Below are 17,271 nucleotides of genomic sequence, written 5' to 3'. Positions count from 1 at the left end.
GCCGGACTCATTCCCGCGCTCGCATCCCAATTACTCCCGCCCTCCGAGCGACCGGGATGCCACCCGCCCGAGCGACCGGGATGCCACCCGCCCGAGCGACCGGGATGCCGCGGCGGCGCCCGCGCGGGCCGGAATTCGCGCGCCCGCGCGGGCCGGGCGGAGGCCCGGCCACTACCGGGCGGGGACGGCGCCCGCCTGCGCGGGCGCGGCCATCAGCGCGGCGCCGATGATGCCCGCCTCGTTCTGCAGCCTGGCGGGGACCACCGGGGTGTCGATCCGCACGTGCGGCAGGAACTTGTCGGCCTTCTTGCTCACCCCGCCGCCGATGATGAACAGCGAGGGGGAGAACAGCATCTCCACGTGCTTGAGATACTCCTCGACCCGCTCGGCCCACTTGTCCCAGGACAGCTCGTGGTCCTCGCGGGCCTTGTCGGAGGCCCTGCGCTCGGCGTCCTTGCCGTTCAGCTCCAGGTGGCCGAGCTCGGTGTTGGGCACCAGCCTGCCGTCGGTGAACACCGCGCTGCCGATGCCGGTGCCGAAGGTCAGCATGATCACGACACCGTCGCGGCCCCGGCCCTCGCCGAAGGTCGCCTCGGCCAGACCGGCCGCGTCGGCGTCGTTGAGCACCCGCGCCCCGCCGAACAGCTTGCCGGCGTCGACGCCCACCCACGAACGGTGCACGTTGGCCGCGGTCCGCACGACGCCGTTGACGACCACGCCGGGGAAGGTCACGCCGACCGGCCCCTCCCACGAGAAGTGCTCGACGATCTGCGAGACGACCTCGGTCACGCCTTCGGGCTTGGCGGGCTGGGGGGTCGGGATGCGCAGCCGCTCGGCAGCGAGCGTGCCCTCTTTCACGTCCACCGGCGCGCCCTTGATGCCGGAGCCGCCGATATCGATGCCGAGAACATCCATGTCCGTGTCCTTGCCCCGAAAAGTCGCGATGAACCCGGCGTCATCCTCCCACGTATCTCGCGGCACAAGCGCACATACCAAGGAGGCAGGGATGCGGCCACGCATCGTCACACTCTGCGCATCGGCGCTGATCCTCGGCATGATCCTCGGCACCGCCACCCCGGCGTCGGCCGGTCTCGTCTCGGGTCGGAGCAGGACCAGGTTCGACGTCGTCAACCTGGTCTCCGACATCAGGGGCAAGGCGCCGGTCACCGATCCCAAGCTGGTCAACCCGTGGGGCCTGGCCATGGGCAGGACGCTGTGGGTCTCGGCCGCCGGAACCGGCGTCGCCACCGTCTACTCCGGCACGGGCAGGAAGGAGGCCACCGAGGTCAGCGTGCCCGGCGGGGCGCCCACGGGCCAGGTCTTCAACCCCACCGACGGCTTCACCGTCAAGGGCAGACCGGCCACGTTCGTCTTCGCCGGCCCGAGCGGCGCCATCACCGGCTGGAACGCCGAGGCCGACCCCAGGAACGCCGTCATCGCCGCCTTCACCCGCGGCGCCGACTACAAGGGCCTGGCCCTGATGAAGACGGAGAAGGGCGCGTTCCTGCTGGCCGCCGACTTCGCCGGCGGCCGCGTCCACGTCTTCGACTCCGACTTCAACCGGGTACGGCTGCAGCACCGCCGGTTCGCCGACCCGTTCGTGCCCGAGGGGTACGCCCCGTTCAACGTCTCGGTGGCCCGCGGCGCGGTCTGGGTCTCCTACGCCCTCCGCGACTCACAGACCGGCAGGTCCGTGGCCGGCAAGGGCAAGGGGTTCGTCAGCCGCTTCGACGCCGCCGGCCGCTTCACCGGACGGCTGGCCGCCCGCGGCCCGCTCAACGCCCCGTGGGCGGTGACCGTCGCGCCGCGCGGCTTCGGGCAGTACGCGGGCGCGATCCTGGTCGGGAACTTCGGTGACGGCTGGATCCACGCGTTCAGGAACGGCCGCCACCTCGGCCCGCTGCGCGATGGCAACGGCCGCCCGATCGTGCTGCCCGGCCTGTGGGACCTGGAGCCGGGCACGGCCGCCAACGGCGGCGACAACGCGCTGTGGTTCGCCGCGGGCATCGAGGGCGCCCGGCACGGGCTGCTCGGCCTGATCCGCCCGGCGGGCGCCCGCGCCCCGCACTCGGCCCCGCCGTCGTCGTCCGCGCCGGTGCCGCCGTCCTCGACCCCGGCCCCCTCACCGGCCGCCTCCACCCCCGGCTCGGGCTACGGCTACTGAGCACCAGCTCGGCGTCGAAGACCTTCTCGTGCCACGCCCGGCCGGCTGCCGGATCGCTCGCCCAGATCTTGAGATGCCGCACGCCGGCCAACGCCGTCATGGTCACCATGATGTCGATAAAGTGCGGACGTGAGCGAGGGAAACTTCAGCGAGTGGCTGCGGGCGCAGTGCGAGCCCACGTGGACCGAGGTCGTCACCCATCCGTTCGCGGCGGCGATCTCCACCGGCGAGGTGGCCGACGACGACATGCGGCGCTATCTCGTCCAGGACTTCCAGTTCGTCGACACCTTCACGGCGCTGCTCGGGGCGGCGGTGGCCTGCGCCGACAGCTTCGAGGCGCGCGTGCCGTACGGGCAGTTCCTCGGGCAGGTGGCCACCACCGAGGAGAAGACCTACTTCCACCGCGCGCTCGAGGCTCTCGGCGCCGGCACGGGGCCCGCGGTGCTCGAACCGGTCACCGAGGACTTCCGCACCCTGATGGACGAGGCCAGGACCAGCCAGGACTATCCGCTGATCGTGGCGGTGCTGTGCGTGGCGGAGTGGACCTACCTGGGCTGGGCCTCGCGCGCCGCCCAGCCGTACCCGGACAGCTTCGTGTACAGGGAGTGGATCGAGCTGCACGAGGGGCCGGCGTTCCGGCAGTGGGTGGACTTCCTGCGCGGCGAGCTCGACCGGCTCGGCCCCGCCCTCGGCGAGGACCGCAGGCAGGAGGTGCTGAGCGTCTTCCGGCGGGCGGTGGAGCTGGAGAAGCGCTTCTTCGACATGGCCGCCGGCTGACGACGGCCATGCGCACGACCGCCGGCCGGAGGTGACGACCTCCGGCCGGGGGTGACGGCCGCCGGCCGACCCCGGCGGCCACGGCGGAAGAGCCCCGGAGGGCGCCGCTACCGGCCGAGCGCGTCGGCCAGGTCGTCGGGCGCGGTGAAGTGCACGCCGATCATGCCCAGCGCGCGGGCGGCCGCCACGTTCTCCGTACGGTCGTCGACGAACAGGCAGCGCGCCGGCGCGACGCCCGCGATCTCGGCCGCCAGCTCGTAGATGCGCGGGTCGGGCTTGGCCAGGCCGACCCGGGCGCTGCTGACCACGGCGTCGGCGAAGTGGGTCAGGCCCAGCAGGTCGAGGTGCGCCTCCAGCGTGTCCATGGCGTTGGTCACCAGGATCACCGGCACCCGCTGCTGCGCCTCGGCCAGCAGCGCCCTGACCTCCTCGTCGACCCAGAACGGCACCTGGGCGAACTCGGTCGCCGCCTGGCGGGCCCGCTCGTCGCCGCCCAGCGCCTCGGCGATCGACTCGACCCACTGCGCCTCGGTGATGTGGCCGAGGACGGCGGGCAGGATGCGGTCGGGCGCGAAGGCCGTCTTCATCAGCGGCAGGCCGTAGCGGGCCTCGATGTCGGCCTGGACGGCGTGGTCGAACTGGCGCAGCACGCCGTCGAGGTCGCTGAGAACAGCGTCGTAGGAGGAGGTCACAGCCACCCATTGTGCCGGGCCAGCCGGGCCGCCTCGATCCTGTTCCTGGTGTGCGTCTTGCCGATGGCCGCCGACAGGTGGTTGCGCACCGTGCTCTCCGACAGGTGCAGCCTGGCGGCCAGGTCGGCGATCGTGGATCCGTCGAGCGCGGCGGCCAGCACCTCGCGCTCCCTGTCGGTGAGGGGGTTGGTGCCCGCGTGCAGGGCGGCGGCGGCCAGTGCGGGGTCGACGATCCGCTCGCCCGCCACGGCTCTCCTGATGGCCTGCGCCAGCTCCTCGACCGGCGCGTCCTTCACCAGGAACCCCGCCGCGCCCGCCTCCATCGCCCTGCGCAGGTAGCCGGGCCTGCCGAACGTGGTCAGGATCAGCACGACGACCCCCGCCTCGTGCAGTTCGGCGGCGGCGTCCAGACCGCTGCGGCCCGGCAGTTCGATGTCGAGCAGCGCCACGTCGGGCCGCGCCTGGCGGGCGGCGGCGGCGATCGCCGCGCCGTCGGCGACCTGGGCGACCACCTCCAGGTCGTCTTCCATGCCGAGCAGCAGGGCGAGCGCGTCGCGCATCATGCCCTGGTCCTCGGCGATCAGCACCCTGATCACACCGGCACCGCCACCCTGAGCGTGAACCGCTCGCCCTCGACCGCCGCGGCCACCTCGGCGCCCCGTTCGGCCAGTCCCTTCAGCCCGTTCCCCCGGACGAACGAGCCGGGCGCGCCGTCGTTGACGATCTCCAGGACCACCCTGCCGCCCGCGTCGCGCACCGTGATGGCGCACGTGCTCGCCCTGGCGTGCCTGATCACGTTCGTCACTCCTTCCCTGACCGCCCACCCGAGCAGCACGTCGGCCTCCGGCGGCAGCCGTACCTCCACTGGCTCGACCTCGGCCCGCACGCCCGCCTCCTCCAGCGCCAGCCGGGCGGCCGCCAGCTCGTCGGCCATGCCGCGCCCCCGGTAGCCCGCGACCGCGGCGCGGACCTCGCCCAGCGCCCTGCGCCCGATCTCCTCGATGTCGGCCGCCTGCGCCGCCGCCGCGCCCGCGTCGCGCGGCGCCAGCCTGCGCACCGCCTCGGCCTTGACCACCACCAGCGACAGCGTGTGGCCCAGCAGGTCGTGCAGGTCGCGGGAGAAGCGCTCGCGCTCCCGCGCGACTGCGGCCCTGGCCAGCTCCTCCCTGGCCGCCGACAGCTTCAGCGTGAGGTGCACGACGACGCCCGCCATGAACGTGCCCCAGGCGACGGCCGCCACCCCGTCAGTGCCGCCGCCCGCCCGCCACGTCACCAGCATCGAGGCGAGCGTGACGACCGCCAGCGCGTACGGCAGCGCCCGCCCCCGCACCACGATCCCGCACGCGATGGACACCAGCGGCAGCAGGTACAGCCACGCGCCGCCGTAGGCGAGGCCGAGCGCGAGCGCCGTCACGGCGAGCACGGCCAGGGGCGGCAGTGACGCGGTCCTGACCGACAGCAGGTAGGCCGCCACCACGAGCGACAGGCCCAGCGCTCCGCCCCACGTCGGCACGCTGACCAGCGTGTAGGCGGGAAAGTAGGCCACCGCGACCCAGGCGTAGAACGGGCGCATCCTCACCTCCAGTACGCCAGATTGTGCCCGACGGCGTGGCGGGCGCCTCATCGGCATCCGGCCGGCACGTCCACGGCCGCGCATCCTGCCAGCGGGAACGCCGGAACGAGTGGAATCCTCATGCCTCCAGGGTTGCGGATCGCCCGGATCCGCCGAAGAATCATCGATCCGGTGTTCACCAGGACGAAAGTCCCGGGGCACTACGATCGTCCGAGACATGAAAACGCACCAGCTACCGGCGAGTCTTTGCCGGCTGTTCGAGGACGGCGGCCGCGGGCGGTCGCTGTCCTTCGGGTTGCCCGCGGGCGAGCTCGTGTGGCCGGATCAGCCGGCCAGACGTCCGGCTTTCTGGATGAGCGAGGAGCCCGCGTCCGGGGGGCTGTGGGCGGCGATGCGGGCCGAGCACCCCCACTCGGGGCTGTGGCCGGTGCTGCTCGACGAGTCGGCGCAGCCCTGGTCGTCGGCGCAGGTGATGCCCGACTCGCCGGACCTCATCGACACCTTCACCGCGGCCGGTTTCATGGCCGAGGTGTGGCAGGACTGGGTGGCGCAGGTGCCCGCCGACTCCCTGGTAGAGATCGAGCCGTTCGGGCCGATCTGTCCCGGCCTGGCCGCGCCGGGGAAGCTGCGCGGCGACCCCGGCCAGGTGGCCGACTGGTACGCGGGGATACTGGCCGAGCGCGGCATGCCGCTCGGGCTGGCCGCCGCCCGCAGGGGCGCCGACACGCTCGCCGTGATGGGCTGGCAGGGCGCCCTGCACCACAACGAGTGGATGGTGCCGCTGGCCGCCGTGGTGCGCAGCTGGGAGGAGCGATTCGGCGCCCGCCTGGTCGCGATGGGGTTCAACACGCTGGAGCTGAGCGTGGCCGCGCCGCCGGTCACCCGCGAGCACGCGCTGCACGTGGCGGCCGAGCACTGGGCGTTCTGCCCCGACAACGTGGTGCAGGGGGCCGGCGACCTGTACGGCTACGCCGAGCAGATCGCCGGCCAGTACTTCTGGTCCTTCTGGTGGGACTGACCGGCGGACTGAGCCCCCGGGGGCGGCCGCCCGCCGCCTAGCGGAAGTCGATCTCGGGCGTGGGCAGCTCGACGTCCTGCGGGCCGTACCACCTGGTCCGGTCGGCGGGCACCTCGGTCAGCGGCCGGCTGAGCACGAACGGCACGCTGATCTTGCTGCCGGCCAGGTCGACGGTCACGGTCGCGCCCGTGCCCGTCTCACCGCTGTAGGTGGCGTCGGTGCCGGCGAGCACCAGGCCGAGGCGGTGGCCCTTCCTGAAGACGTAGTCGTGCGGGAGCGTCTCCCAGGCGACCCTGCCGTACTCGCCGGCGGGCAGCGGGCTGGGCGACGACAGCGAGTCGCGGTTCTGCACGTCGATCCAGCCGCGAGCGACGATCTCCAGGGGACGGGTGGCCAGGTTGGTGGCCACCTTCCGGTAGCAACCGTCGTCGGCGGCGGTCGCCTCGCCGTGACAGTCCTCCTCGGCCAGCGTGGTGATGCCCTGGCCGCGCCGCCAGTCGACGCGGGTGGCCTCGCCGAAGTCGACGAGCAGCGCGGTCAGGTTGGCGGTCGGCCGGTCCAGCGCCACCCGCAGGTCGACCAGGGGCGTGCCGGAAAGGCGCAGGTCGAGGGGGAGCGGCCCGGTGGTGTAGGCGAGCCGGCCCGGCTTGGCGGTGCCGACGTCGGCGACCATCTCCGTCTCCGGCATCCGCAGGTCGGTGAACGTCGCCGTCGTCCCCCTGCGCGCCGGCAGCAGCCCGAGCCCGCCGTCGGCGGCGGGGCGCAGCGGCACCCGCACCGCCCCGCGCGCCGGCCAGTCGCGCTGGGTGATCCACTGCGCCGGGCCCACCTGGACGTCGGCGACCGGCTCGCGCATGATCCCGTTGGGCACGCCGAGGAGCCAGTGGTCGAACCACCGGTGCAGCGTGTCGACCCACAGGTCGCGCCTGCCCTCGAAGTCGAACGGGTCGACGTGCTGGTACTGGCCGACCCAGATCTTGCGCGGCACGCCGCGCCGGCCCAGCGCCGCCCACCAGGCGGAGAAGTTGTCGGGCTTGACGTTCAGGTCGTTGCCGGTGTGGACGACGAACACGCTGGCCCTGACGTTGGCGACGTCCTTCTCGTAGTCGCGCAGCCGCCAGAAGGCGTTGTAGTCGCCCGTGTCGTCGCCGTCCTCGGCGTCCATCCCGGCCCGTACGGCGGCGCACTTGGCGTCGGGGTCGGTGTCGACGACGTTGGCCAGCCACGAGGCGTAGTTGTAGTTGTAGACGACGCCGTTTGAGCGCTGGTAGCGGTACCAGGAGCTGATCGCCGAGATCGGGACGATCGTCTCCAGGCCTTCGACGCCCGTGGCGGCCACGGCGTTGGCCAGCGTCCCGTCGTACGACTTGCCGATCATGGCGGCCTTGCCGGTGGTCCACGTCGCCTCGGCGGGGGAGCCGTCGGCGCGGTAGGCCTTGGCCCTGCCGTTCAGCCAGTCGATGACGGCCTTGCCGCCGAGGACGTCGGCCTGCCCGCCGGTGTCCGGACAGCCGTCCGACCTGGTGGTGCCCAGCATGTCCACGTTGAGGACGGCGTAGCCGCGCGGGACGAAGTAGTTGTCGTAGAAGAGCGGGAACTTCGCCAGGTCGCCCGCGGCGTCGTAGACCTTGCGCTCGGCCTCGTTGCCGCGGCCCGAGTTGTCGTAGTAGGGGCTCTCGTCGATGATCACCGGCACCTTGAGCGAGGGGCCGGACTCCCGGGGCCGGATGATGTCCACCCGCACCCGGTCGAGGCGGCCGTCGGCGTCGCTGTCGATCGGGGCCTCGACGTAGACGTGCTCGCGGATGGCGTCGGCGTAGGAGAAGACGGGTTGGGAGCGGTCGTTCTCGACGGTGATGGCGACGGCGGCCCGCGCGGGGGGCGCGGTGGTCGCGACGAGGGTCAGCGCGATGAGGGTCGCCCGTAAGCGTGACACGCGAGGTCCTCCTGGGGGTGGGGGGACTGACCATGATCGGACGTGCCGATCACCTTTCATAGTTCACCGGCTGGCCGGTATAGTTACGGGCCATGCCGAGACCGAGTTCGAGAGAGCGGCTGCTCGACGCCGCCGCCGAGGTGCTGATCGGCGACGGGGCCGAAGCGCTGACCCTGGAGGCCGTGGCCCAGCGCGCGGGCGTGTCGAAGGGCGGCCTGTTCTACCACTTCCCGACCAAACAGGCCCTGGTGGCCGCCATGGTCGGCCGGCTCACCGCCGCCTTCGACGCCGCGCTGGCCGTCGCGGGCGACCGGCCGGGCGACTTCCTGCGCGCCTACGTCGAGGCCACCATCCCCCCTAGCGTTCCGGAGGGCCGCACGGCGGCTCATGCCGGCAAGCCGCCGGCGCAGGCTCATGCCGACCAGGTGCCGGGGGAGCCTCATGCCGGCCAGGTGCCGGCGGCGGCTCCCGCCGACCAGATGACGGCGGCGCTGCTGGCCGCCGTCATCGTCGACCCCGCCGGGCTCGCGCCGCTGCGGGAGAGGTTCGCCGCCTGGCAGACGCGGCTGACCGGCGACGGCATCGACCCCGCCGTGGCCACGACCGTACGGCTGGCCGTGGACGGCTGGTGGGCGGCCAGGCTGTTCGGCCTCGGCGAGCCCGACCCTGAACTGCACGAGCGCACCCGCCGCCACCTCCTGGAGATGATCGACCGTGCTGCGAACGACTAAGGCCCTCATGCTGGTGACGGACGTCGGGTTCGTCGTGTACTTCACGGTGACCGGTCTGGGGCTGATCCCCGCCGACTGGGCCTTCGCCGACTACGCCAACCCGTTGATGGCCGACTGGAACTGGTCGTTCCTCTGGATCGACCTGGCGGCAAGCGCGACCGGGCTGACCAGCCTGTGGCTGCTGCGCGGCGGGCGGCGGCGGCGCGGGGAGCCGCTCATGCTGGTGTCGCTGGTGCTCACCATGGCGTCGGGGCTCATGGCCGTGGCGTTCTGGACGCTGCGGGGCGACTTCTCCCCGGCCTGGTGGATCCCGAACCTGTACCTGCTGCTGTTCCCGCTGCCCGCCGTCATCCGGCTGACCGGCGGACCCCGCCTGGCCGCATCGGCGTCCAGCTGACCGGCTGACCGGCGGGCTCGGCCTGGCCGCATCGGCGGGGCTGACCGGCGGGTCCGGCCGGGCCGCTCCGGCGTCTGGCTGACTGGCTCGGCCGGGACGCTCCGACGTCCGGCTGACCGATGGGTGCGGCCTGGCCGCTCCGGCGTCCGGCTGAGCGCGGGGGCGGGCTCCCGTCCGCGGGGCGCCGCGGGGGAGTCCGTAGAGTTGGGGCGGACGAAGGAGATTCATGGTGATCAAGGCAGTGGTGTTCGACGTCGGCGAGACGCTGATCGACGAGACGCGCATCTGGTCGCGCTGGGCCGACCGGCTGGGCGTGCCCAGCTTCGCGTTCATGGGCGTCCTCGGCGGCACCGCCGCGCTCGACCGCTCCCACCGCGACGCCTTCGAGATCATCCGCCCCGGCCTCGACGTCGAGGCCGAGATCGCCGCATGGGAGAAGGACGAGCCCGGCAGCCTGCGCAACCACTTCGACGCCGACGACCTGTACCCCGACGTACGGCCCGCCCTCGTCGAGCTGCGCGCGGCGGGAGTTCAGGTGATCATCGCCGGCAACCAGCCCACCAGGGCCTACGACGCGCTCGTGGCCATGGACCTGCCGGTCGACTCCATCCACACCTCCGACGGCTGGGGCGTGGCCAAGCCCGCACCCGCCTTCTTCGCCAAGGTGGCCGCCGTGGCCGGCCGGCGCCCCGAGGAGATCCTGTACGTCGGCGACCGGCTCGACAACGACGTGCTGCCCGCGGGCAGGGCGGGCATGCGGACCGCGCTCCTGCGCCGGGGCCCCTGGGGCTACCTGCACGCCGACAGGGCGGAGGCGAGCGCCGCCGACACCGTCATCGACGACCTGTACGGCGTGCTGCCCGCCGTGCGACGGCTCGGCACCGACTAGGGCGGATCGCGCTCGACCAGAGCGGATCCCGGCCGGCTAGGGCAGATCTCGCTCGATGCGGATCGCCCGCTCCTCGGCGGACAGGTCACCGGAGTCGGCCCCCACCTCCTCGGCGACCTCCTCGCTCTCCACGTCGGGGGCCAGCCCCTCGTCGGGCGCCACCAGCCGGTGCTCCTCGCGCGGCGTGCGATCCCGCTCGGGCGCCTCGCGCCACATCCGCTCGGCCACGGTGTCCTGGTGCCGGGGGTCGTCCTCCTCGATGACGTGCTCCCTGCCGAGGTCCTCGGTCCAGCCCTCGACCTCTATCTCCTGCTCGTCGCTGAGTCCGTAGCGGTCCGGTGGTTGTTGGCTCATGCATGGTGCCCTACCCCTCCTCCGACGGGGAACCCTCCTGCCAGGCGCATCGCGCCCGATGAGGAGGCTGGCGCACGAGGAGCCCGGCGCATCGCCCACCGCGCCCCTACAAGGCACATCGCGCCTGACGGGGCGGCCGGCGCACGTGGAGCCCGCGCATCGCCTGACGAGGCGGCCGGCGCATCGCCCACCGCGCCCCCCCATCGCGCCCCCATCGCGTCCCCACCGCGGGGGCTCAGCGGCCGATCGCGGCGCCGATCAGGGCCCGCGGGTCGGCCGCGCCCGCGAGGACGCCTCCGGGCAGCACGTCGATCAGGTGCGCGTGCCCGAACCCCGTCCCGTACGGCCTGCCCGCCACCGGATGGCCGAGCGCGGCCAGCCCGTCGGCCCAGCCGGCGCCTTCCTCCAGCTCCATGACGGTCGCGTCGGGCGCGTCCCACGTGTCGAAGCCGGTGCCGCCGGTCGCCAGCCGCCAGCGGGGCGCGCCGATGGCCTCGCCCGGCGTCTGGCCGTGCCGGAGCAGCCTGGTGATGACCTGCAGCAGGATCTGCGGCTGCGCGTCGCCGCCCATCGTCCCCACGACCGCGCGGAGGGAGCCGTCCGGCCTGGTGACCAGGGCCGGTGTGAGCGTGTGCGGGGGACGCCGGCCGGGGCCGTACTCGGCGGGGTGTCCGGGGGTCAGCGAGAAGCCGATGCCGCGGTTGTGCAGGTTGATCCCGGTGTTCGGCTCGACCAGCAGGCTGCCGAAGCCCGAGGCGTTCGACTGGATGAGCGACACGCCCATGCCGTCGCCGTCGACCGCGCACAGGTACGTCGTGTCGCCCTCGGCGGTCAGGCCGGCCACCGTCAGCCGGGCGGCGGGATCGACCAGCGCGCGGCGCCGCTCGATCTCGGCCGCCGACACCAGGTCTTCCGCGTGCTCGTGCAGGAGCGCGAGCCGGTCGTGGCCCGCGATCCTGGCCGCCTCGCCCAGCAGGTGCGCCCAGAGGGGGTCGTCGGGCGCGGCGGGCAGGTCGAGCCCGTCCACGATGCCGAGCGACAGCAGCAGCAGGTAGCCCTGGGAGTTCGGCGGCATCGACCACACCTGGTGGCCGAAGGCCGGCACGCGCAGCGGCTCCACCCAGTCGGCCAGCGGCTCGGCCAGGTCGTCGTCCGTGTACTCGCCCGCGCCCAGCTTCAGCAGGCCCTGGCCGAACTCGCCCTGGTAGAAGCCCTCCCGTCCGGAGCCGGCGATCGCCTCCAGCGTGCGGGCCACGCCCCGTCTGGTCATGACCTGGCCCGGGGTGAAGCCGCCGGCGAAGTCGGGGTGGCCGACCGTCGAGGCGATGGGCGCCAGCAGCGGCGAGACGGGGAAGCCGCCGGCGGCCAGTTCGACGGCGGGGGCGAGCACCGTGCCCAGCGGCAGCCTGCCGTACCGGGAGTGCAGCGCGAGCCAGCCGTCGACGCAGCCGGGCACCGGCACCGACCTGATGTCGTGCTGGTGCGGCATGCGGGTGTGGCCCTCGGTCCTGAGCCGGTCGGGATCCGCGCCCGACCCGGCGCGGCCCGAGGCGTTGAGCGCGCTGACCCTGCTCCCCGCGCCGCCGGGAGCCTGCCCGCCGCCGCCCTCGTGGACGAGGGCGAACAGGTCGCCGCCGAGGCCGCACATGTGGGGAGCGGTGACCGTGAGGACCGCGTTGGTGGCGATGGCGGCGTCGGCGGCCGAGCCGCCGCGGTCGAGCATGGTCAGGCCGGCGGCGGAGGCGAGGTGGTCGACGCTGCACACCATGCCGGATCGGGCGTATCGGGTGTTCTGCACGGAAGTGACCTTACGCGGTCCTGGGCCGCAGGATCCGTACCCCCGTGACCTTGGCCAGTGCCAGTGCGGCCAGCAGCGTGGCGGCCGTGGTGCTGACGCCGCCGATCTGCAGCGCCGCCTGCGGGCCGAGGGTGTCGCTGAGCCAGCCGAGCAGCGGACCGCCCAGCGCGCCCGCCGCCGCGCTCACCAGGCCCAGCACCGCGATCACCCGGCCGCGCAGCTCGTCGGGGCTGCCGAGCTGGGCGCGCGCCCCGATCGTGGTGTCGATGACCACGGCGCCCGCGGCGATCGGCAGCAGCAGTGCGGCGAAGCTCCACAGCTCGGGCATCAGGCCGCTGAGCGCCTGCGCCACGCTGGACAGGAAGGCTGTGACCAGCAGCAGGCGCATCGTCAGGCGCGGCCGGCCCGCCGCGAAGACGCCGCCCACCACGGTGCCGACGGCGAAGACCGTGGACAGCAGGCCGTAACCGCCGGCGCCCGCGCCGAGCGGCCCGGCCGCCATCGCGGCCATCGTCACCTGGTAGTTGCGGCCCATGCTGCCGAGGACCAGGGAGAGCGCGAGGATCACCAGCAGCCAGCGGGTGCGCAGGACGTACCGCAGGCCCTCGCGGATGCCGGCGGCGCCGGCGGGGGCCTGGGCCAGCCGGTGCATCTCACCGGCGCGCATCGCGGCGATGGCGGCGATCACGGCGAGGAAGCTGATCGCGTTGAGCACGAAGAGGCCGGCGGGCCCGGTGAGGGGGATCAGCACGCCCGCCAGGCTCATGCCGAGGATGCGGCCGGCGGAGTTGACGACCGAGCCGAGCGCCATGGCGTTCGGCAGGTCGGCGGGCGGGACGACCTCCGCGCCGAACCGGCCGAGCGCGGGGCCGCCGAGTGCGGTGACCAGCCCGCCGGCCAGCGCCACGCCGTACACGGGAAGGACGGAGGTCACCCCGGAGCCGGCCACGACGGCGAGCACCACGGCGAGCAGGCCCTGCGCGATCTGGGAGGCCACGACGACGGGGCGGGCGCGCAGCCGGTCGGCGAGCGCGCCGCCCCACAGGCCGAAGGCCAGCGTGGGCAGCGCCTGCAGGACCAGGCTCACGCCGACGCTGGTGGCCGAGCCCGTGGCGGACAGGATGAGCCAGTTGACGCCCAGCACCTGCATCCAGGTGCCGGTCACGGAGACCAGGTCGGCAGCGGCCCATAGGCGGTAATTACGGTGCTTGAGGGAAGCGAAGAGCAAGGCGAGACCATCTCTTGGGGGTATACCGAGAGACTTGAACGCCCCTTTACCTGCCTCGATTTCCGAATGTGCTGTTTATCACGTTTAGAGGGTGATGAGAGGTTCTTCGCGCCGGACGAGAGCCGCGTACCGGCCGTCGAGAGCCATGAGCTCCTCGTGCGTCCCCCGCTCGGCGATCGCGCCGCCGTCCAGCACGACGATCTGGTCGGCCGCGCGCACGGTCGACAGCCGGTGGGCGATGGTGATCGTGGTACGGCCGTCGGCCAGCGTGTCGAGCGCCTCCTGGACGGCGCGCTCGGTCTGGTTGTCCAGCGCGCTGGTCGCCTCGTCGAGCACCAGCACCGGCGGGTCGCGCAGCAGCGTGCGGGCGATGGCCAGGCGCTGCTTCTCGCCGCCGGAGAAACGGTAGCCGCGCTCGCCCACCACCGTGTCGTACCCGTCGGGCAGGGCGGCGACGTGGTCGTGGATCCTGGCGGCGCGGGCCGCGGCCACCAGTTCCTCGTCGCTGGCTCCGGGCCTGGCGAAGCGCAGGTTCTCGGCGATCGAGGCGTGGAAGAGGTAGGTCTCCTGCGAGACCACGCCCACGGTGGCGGCCAGGGTCTCGAAGCTCAGCTCGCGCACGTCCACCCCGTCGATCGTGACCCGGCCGCCCGTGACGTCGTAGAGGCGGGGGATGAGATAGCTGAGCGTGGTCTTGCCCGAGCCGGTCTCCCCGACGACGGCCAGGCTGGTCCCGGCGGGGACGTCGAGATCGACGCCGGTGAGGGTGGGGCGCTCGCCGTAGGAGAAGTCGACGCGCTCGAAGCGGACCGCGCCGCGCGGCGCGCTCAGCTCCCGCGTGCCCGGCGTGACGTCGACCGGCAGGTCGAGGTACTCGAAGATGCGGCCGAACAGCGCCAGCGAGCTCTGCACCTCCACCCCGGTCCGCATGAGCGAGACCGCGGGCCTGAACAGCGCCGCCTGGAGGGTGGTGAAGGCGACGACCGTGCCGACCGACACCAGCGAGGTCATGCCGGCGGCCCAGTAGATCATGGCGGGCATCGCGGCCATGATGATCTGGATGGACGACTGCCGCCAGCGTCCCGCCATGCTCGCCCGCACGCCCAGCTCGGCCAGCTCGTCGGAGGCGGTGGTGAACCTGCGCGTCAGCTCGGTGGAGCGGCCCAGTGTCCGGCCGAGCAGGATGCCGCTGACCGACAGCGACTCCTGCACCATCGACGACATGGCGGCCAGTTTGCGCTGCCGCTCGGCCGTGATGCGCCTGCGCTCCACGCCGACCTTGCGGCTGATCCACACGAACAGCGGCAGCAGCGCCAGCGACACCGCCGTCAGCCGCCACTCCAGGACGAGCATCGCGATGACGCTGGCCACCACGGTGGTGAGGTTGGAGACGATCGAGGTCGCGGTCGAGGTGACGACCTGCTGCATGCCGCCGATGTCGTTGGCCAGGCGCGACTGCACCTCGCCGGTGCGGGTGCGGGTGAAGAAGGCCAGCGACATGCGCTGCAGGTGGCCGTACACGGCGGCGCGCAGGTCGTGCATGACCCGCTGGCCCACGGTGGTCGAGATGAAGGTCTGCATCACGTCGAACACGCTGGTGGTGACGGCGACGGCGACCATGCCGAGCGCCAGCAGGCTCAGCAGCGCCACGTCGCGCGCGGGGACGGCGACGTCGAGGATCTCGCGCAGCAGGAACGGCGAGGCGAGGGAGACCAGCGAGGACAGGGCGATGAGGGCCAGGACGGCGGCCAGGCGGCCGCGGTAGGGCCGGAACAGCCTGATGATGCGCCGCAAGGGCGCGCGTGGTTCCTCTGTCATAGAACTCCTTTCAGATGTTCTCTCAAACAGAGGTTAGCTCACAATTCTTCCACCGGTAGGCTCCTGATCGTGGACACCGCCTCCGAGCTGCTGGAACTCGTGCACAGGATCAGCCGTCTGTCCAGGCACGGCTACCGGAACCGTCTGGAGCCGCTGGGGCTGAGCCCCGGCCAGGCGCGGGCGCTGCGCGAGCTCATCGAGGCGGACCGGCCACTGCGGATGGTCCAGCTCGCCGAGGCGCTGCGCATCGTGCCGCGCTCCCTCACGCCCGTCGTCGACGCGCTGGAGGAGGCGGGGCTGGTGCGCAGGGAGATCGACCCGGCCAACCGGCGATCCACGCTGGTGCTGATCACCCCGCGCGGCGGCGAGGTCTACGAGCGGGCGCGCCAGGCCCGCAGGGAGGTCGCCAGGGACCTGTTCGGCGGGCTGTCGCAGGAGCAGCGCGAGCGGCTGAGGGAACTGCTGCGCGAGGTCGAGGGCGACTAGACCGTCCGGCGGCGGGCCTCAGCCCGCCTGCTCCTGCTCGGGATGCACCCTGCCGGGCGCGGCCTGCCCTGTCCTGCCGGGTGTGGCCTGGCCTGCCCGGCGCGGCTCGGTCCGGCCCGCCCGGCCCCCCGCGCGCGTGACCGGCACGCCGCCGACCACCGTGGCCAGGCACGGCGGCTGCTCCAGGAGCGCCGCGTACGGGTCGCGCCCGCCGCGCGTGTCGAAGACCGCCAGGTCGGCGCGGCTGCCGGGGCCCAGCGTGCCGATCCGGCCGGGGCCGTCGGCCATCCCCAGGGCCCGCGCGCCGCCGACGGTCGCCGCCTCCACCAGCACCCGCTCCAGGCGGCGCATCCGCGTGGCCTGCCGTACGGCCCGCGCCGTCGCCAGCGGCGGACCGCCGAACGCGATCGCGCAGCCCTCCTCCACCAGCGCCGAGGCGTCCCCGCCGAACAGCGCCAGCGTGGTGCCGCGCAGCCGCAGCAGCTTGCGCTCGCCGGGCCCGAGCGGCGCCTCGCCCGTGACGTGGCAGTGCTGCCCCAGCACGCCGGCCTCGTCCAGCTCGGCGGGGGAGTGGCGGCCGAGGTCGGCCATGAGCCGCAGCCCGAACGTCCGCGCGAGCACCGCCAGATCCTCCAGCACCAGCGGGTCGGACGCGTACGCCGCCACGCCCACCGTGCCGGGATGCTCGCGGATCGCGGTGATCAGCGCGTCCCGCTCGCTGTCCTCCCACGCCTGCTCGCCGGCGCCTTCGATCTCCAGGTAGGTGACACCACCTGGGCCGCGGCGATCCCCGAGATCGGCCGCGCTCGTCACCCCGGGCACCGGCGGTCCGGTACGGCAGGCGTCCACCAGCCCGGGACTGATCAGCCCCGGCCAGCGGATCTCGTCCTCGACGGGGAAGTAGGCCAGCAGGTCGGCCCGCGAGCCCACCTGGAGCACGCGCTCGCCCCTGATGGCGACGCCACCGTCGCGGACGGGCGGGGCGCAGACGGGCAGCACGCAGGGGGCCGAGTGGAGCACGACGGGCGCGGGGGTGCGGAGGCCGAACCCCCGCGTCAACGCTCCCATTGTGTGATTAAAAGGCACGAGTGCTGGCAAATCAATCACGCTCGCCAGGTTTCCGGCCGCACCCGCCTCCCGCCGGTCCCTCTCGCGAGGGTCCCACCCGGCACGGACGGCGACTCTTCCCGCCCCTGACCCGACGCCGGCTCTCCCGGGGGAGACCTGTCCGGTTGCGGACAGGAGATGGCCCCGGCAGGTCCGGTACGCTCCTTCTCCTCCTCGGGTGAGCCGTTCCCCGGAAGATCCTGCCGGCTCCCGGTGGGCCGTGCGTGGAACCGCCCCGTGACACCGCTCCGCAGGCCCGGCGGTGGGCACAGTGGTGGGCACGGTGGGCCCGGTTGCGGACGC

At 73.4% G+C, this 17,271-nt stretch carries 17 protein-coding genes; 7 read left to right on the top strand and 10 right to left on the bottom strand.

What is annotated here, in order from left to right; all coding sequences use genetic code 11:
• Positions 1–171: 171 nt before the first annotated feature.
• Positions 172–915 (bottom strand): polyphosphate--glucose phosphotransferase, encoded by a 744-nt coding sequence (ppgK, locus tag ACWDLG_RS26790; RefSeq protein WP_449924770.1) that lies wholly within the window; start codon positions 913–915, stop codon positions 172–174.
• A 91-nt stretch (positions 916–1,006) separates the two neighbouring features.
• Here ppgK and ACWDLG_RS26785 point away from each other — a divergent pair, with 91 nt between their 5' ends.
• Positions 1,007–2,164, top strand: a complete 1,158-nt coding sequence (locus ACWDLG_RS26785) for a TIGR03118 family protein (protein ID WP_449924767.1) — start codon at positions 1,007–1,009, stop codon at positions 2,162–2,164.
• 129 nt (positions 2,165–2,293) lie between these two features.
• Entirely contained in the window at positions 2,294–2,941 is a 648-nt protein-coding gene (locus ACWDLG_RS26780) for a TenA family protein (RefSeq protein WP_354904777.1), read from the top strand.
• Between the two features lie 107 nt (positions 2,942–3,048).
• Here ACWDLG_RS26780 and ACWDLG_RS26775 read toward each other — a convergent pair whose 3' ends face one another.
• The 3 genes from ACWDLG_RS26775 to ACWDLG_RS26765 are packed head-to-tail and all read right to left on the bottom strand — an operon-like array spanning position 3,049 to position 5,206.
• Complete coding sequence (locus tag ACWDLG_RS26775; protein ID WP_449924763.1) at positions 3,049–3,633, bottom strand: HAD family hydrolase; 585 nt, start codon at positions 3,631–3,633, stop codon at positions 3,049–3,051.
• Entirely contained in the window at positions 3,630–4,229 is a 600-nt protein-coding gene (locus tag ACWDLG_RS26770; RefSeq protein WP_449924760.1) for a response regulator transcription factor, read from the bottom strand. Before ACWDLG_RS26770 ends, ACWDLG_RS26775 begins: the two co-directional genes overlap by 4 nt.
• Entirely contained in the window at positions 4,226–5,206 is a 981-nt protein-coding gene (locus ACWDLG_RS26765) for a sensor histidine kinase (RefSeq protein ID WP_449924757.1), read from the bottom strand. The genes ACWDLG_RS26770 and ACWDLG_RS26765 overlap by 4 nt, the downstream gene beginning before the upstream one ends.
• 352 nt (positions 5,207–5,558) lie before the next feature.
• Between ACWDLG_RS26765 and ACWDLG_RS26760 the strand changes: the two genes are divergently transcribed.
• Positions 5,559–6,224 (top strand): DUF4253 domain-containing protein, encoded by a 666-nt coding sequence (locus tag ACWDLG_RS26760; protein ID WP_449924755.1) that lies wholly within the window; start codon positions 5,559–5,561, stop codon positions 6,222–6,224.
• Between the two features lie 37 nt (positions 6,225–6,261).
• Here ACWDLG_RS26760 and ACWDLG_RS26755 read toward each other — a convergent pair whose 3' ends face one another.
• Positions 6,262–8,160, bottom strand: coding sequence for a Xaa-Pro dipeptidyl-peptidase (locus ACWDLG_RS26755; protein ID WP_449924753.1), 1,899 nt, complete (start codon positions 8,158–8,160; stop codon positions 6,262–6,264).
• A 92-nt stretch (positions 8,161–8,252) separates the two neighbouring features.
• Here ACWDLG_RS26755 and ACWDLG_RS26750 point away from each other — a divergent pair, with 92 nt between their 5' ends.
• From ACWDLG_RS26750 to ACWDLG_RS26740, 3 genes are all read left to right on the top strand, one after another.
• The gene (locus ACWDLG_RS26750) at positions 8,253–8,891 is read left to right on the top strand and encodes a TetR/AcrR family transcriptional regulator (protein ID WP_449924750.1); all 639 of its coding nucleotides are present in this window, start codon (positions 8,253–8,255) and stop codon (positions 8,889–8,891) included.
• A complete protein-coding gene (locus ACWDLG_RS26745) occupies positions 8,875–9,288 on the top strand; it encodes a DUF5360 family protein (protein WP_449924747.1) in 414 nt (137 codons plus the stop codon). Before ACWDLG_RS26750 ends, ACWDLG_RS26745 begins: the two co-directional genes overlap by 17 nt.
• Before the next feature lie 226 nt (positions 9,289–9,514).
• Positions 9,515–10,177 (top strand): HAD family hydrolase, encoded by a 663-nt coding sequence (locus ACWDLG_RS26740; RefSeq protein WP_449924744.1) that lies wholly within the window; start codon positions 9,515–9,517, stop codon positions 10,175–10,177.
• Positions 10,178–10,213: 36 nt separating this feature from the next.
• On the opposite strand, the gene ACWDLG_RS26735 is transcribed toward ACWDLG_RS26740, so the two are convergent.
• From ACWDLG_RS26735 to ACWDLG_RS26720, 4 genes are all read right to left on the bottom strand, one after another.
• Positions 10,214–10,531: a DUF5709 domain-containing protein gene (locus ACWDLG_RS26735; protein ID WP_354904755.1), complete on the bottom strand. Its 318-nt coding sequence runs from the start codon at positions 10,529–10,531 to the stop codon at positions 10,214–10,216.
• Between the two features lie 235 nt (positions 10,532–10,766).
• A complete protein-coding gene (locus ACWDLG_RS26730; RefSeq protein WP_449924741.1) occupies positions 10,767–12,329 on the bottom strand; it encodes a gamma-glutamyltransferase family protein in 1,563 nt (520 codons plus the stop codon).
• A 10-nt stretch (positions 12,330–12,339) separates the two neighbouring features.
• Positions 12,340–13,557 (bottom strand): MFS transporter, encoded by a 1,218-nt coding sequence (locus ACWDLG_RS26725; protein ID WP_354904751.1) that lies wholly within the window; start codon positions 13,555–13,557, stop codon positions 12,340–12,342.
• Between the two features lie 84 nt (positions 13,558–13,641).
• Positions 13,642–15,375, bottom strand: a complete 1,734-nt coding sequence (locus ACWDLG_RS26720) for an ABC transporter ATP-binding protein (protein WP_449924737.1) — start codon at positions 15,373–15,375, stop codon at positions 13,642–13,644.
• A gap of 69 nt (positions 15,376–15,444) precedes the next feature.
• Between ACWDLG_RS26720 and ACWDLG_RS26715 the strand changes: the two genes are divergently transcribed.
• The gene (locus tag ACWDLG_RS26715; RefSeq protein WP_449924735.1) at positions 15,445–15,861 is read left to right on the top strand and encodes a MarR family winged helix-turn-helix transcriptional regulator; all 417 of its coding nucleotides are present in this window, start codon (positions 15,445–15,447) and stop codon (positions 15,859–15,861) included.
• Positions 15,862–15,879: 18 nt separating this feature from the next.
• Here ACWDLG_RS26715 and ACWDLG_RS26710 read toward each other — a convergent pair whose 3' ends face one another.
• The gene (locus tag ACWDLG_RS26710) at positions 15,880–16,929 is read right to left on the bottom strand and encodes an amidohydrolase family protein (protein WP_449924733.1); all 1,050 of its coding nucleotides are present in this window, start codon (positions 16,927–16,929) and stop codon (positions 15,880–15,882) included.
• Positions 16,930–17,271: the final 342 nt, after the last annotated feature.

The organism is Nonomuraea sp. NPDC003727, assembly GCF_053586935.1.
The sequence above is the reverse complement of the archived record's forward strand: the minus strand, read 5'-3'. Positions and strand labels throughout refer to the sequence as shown.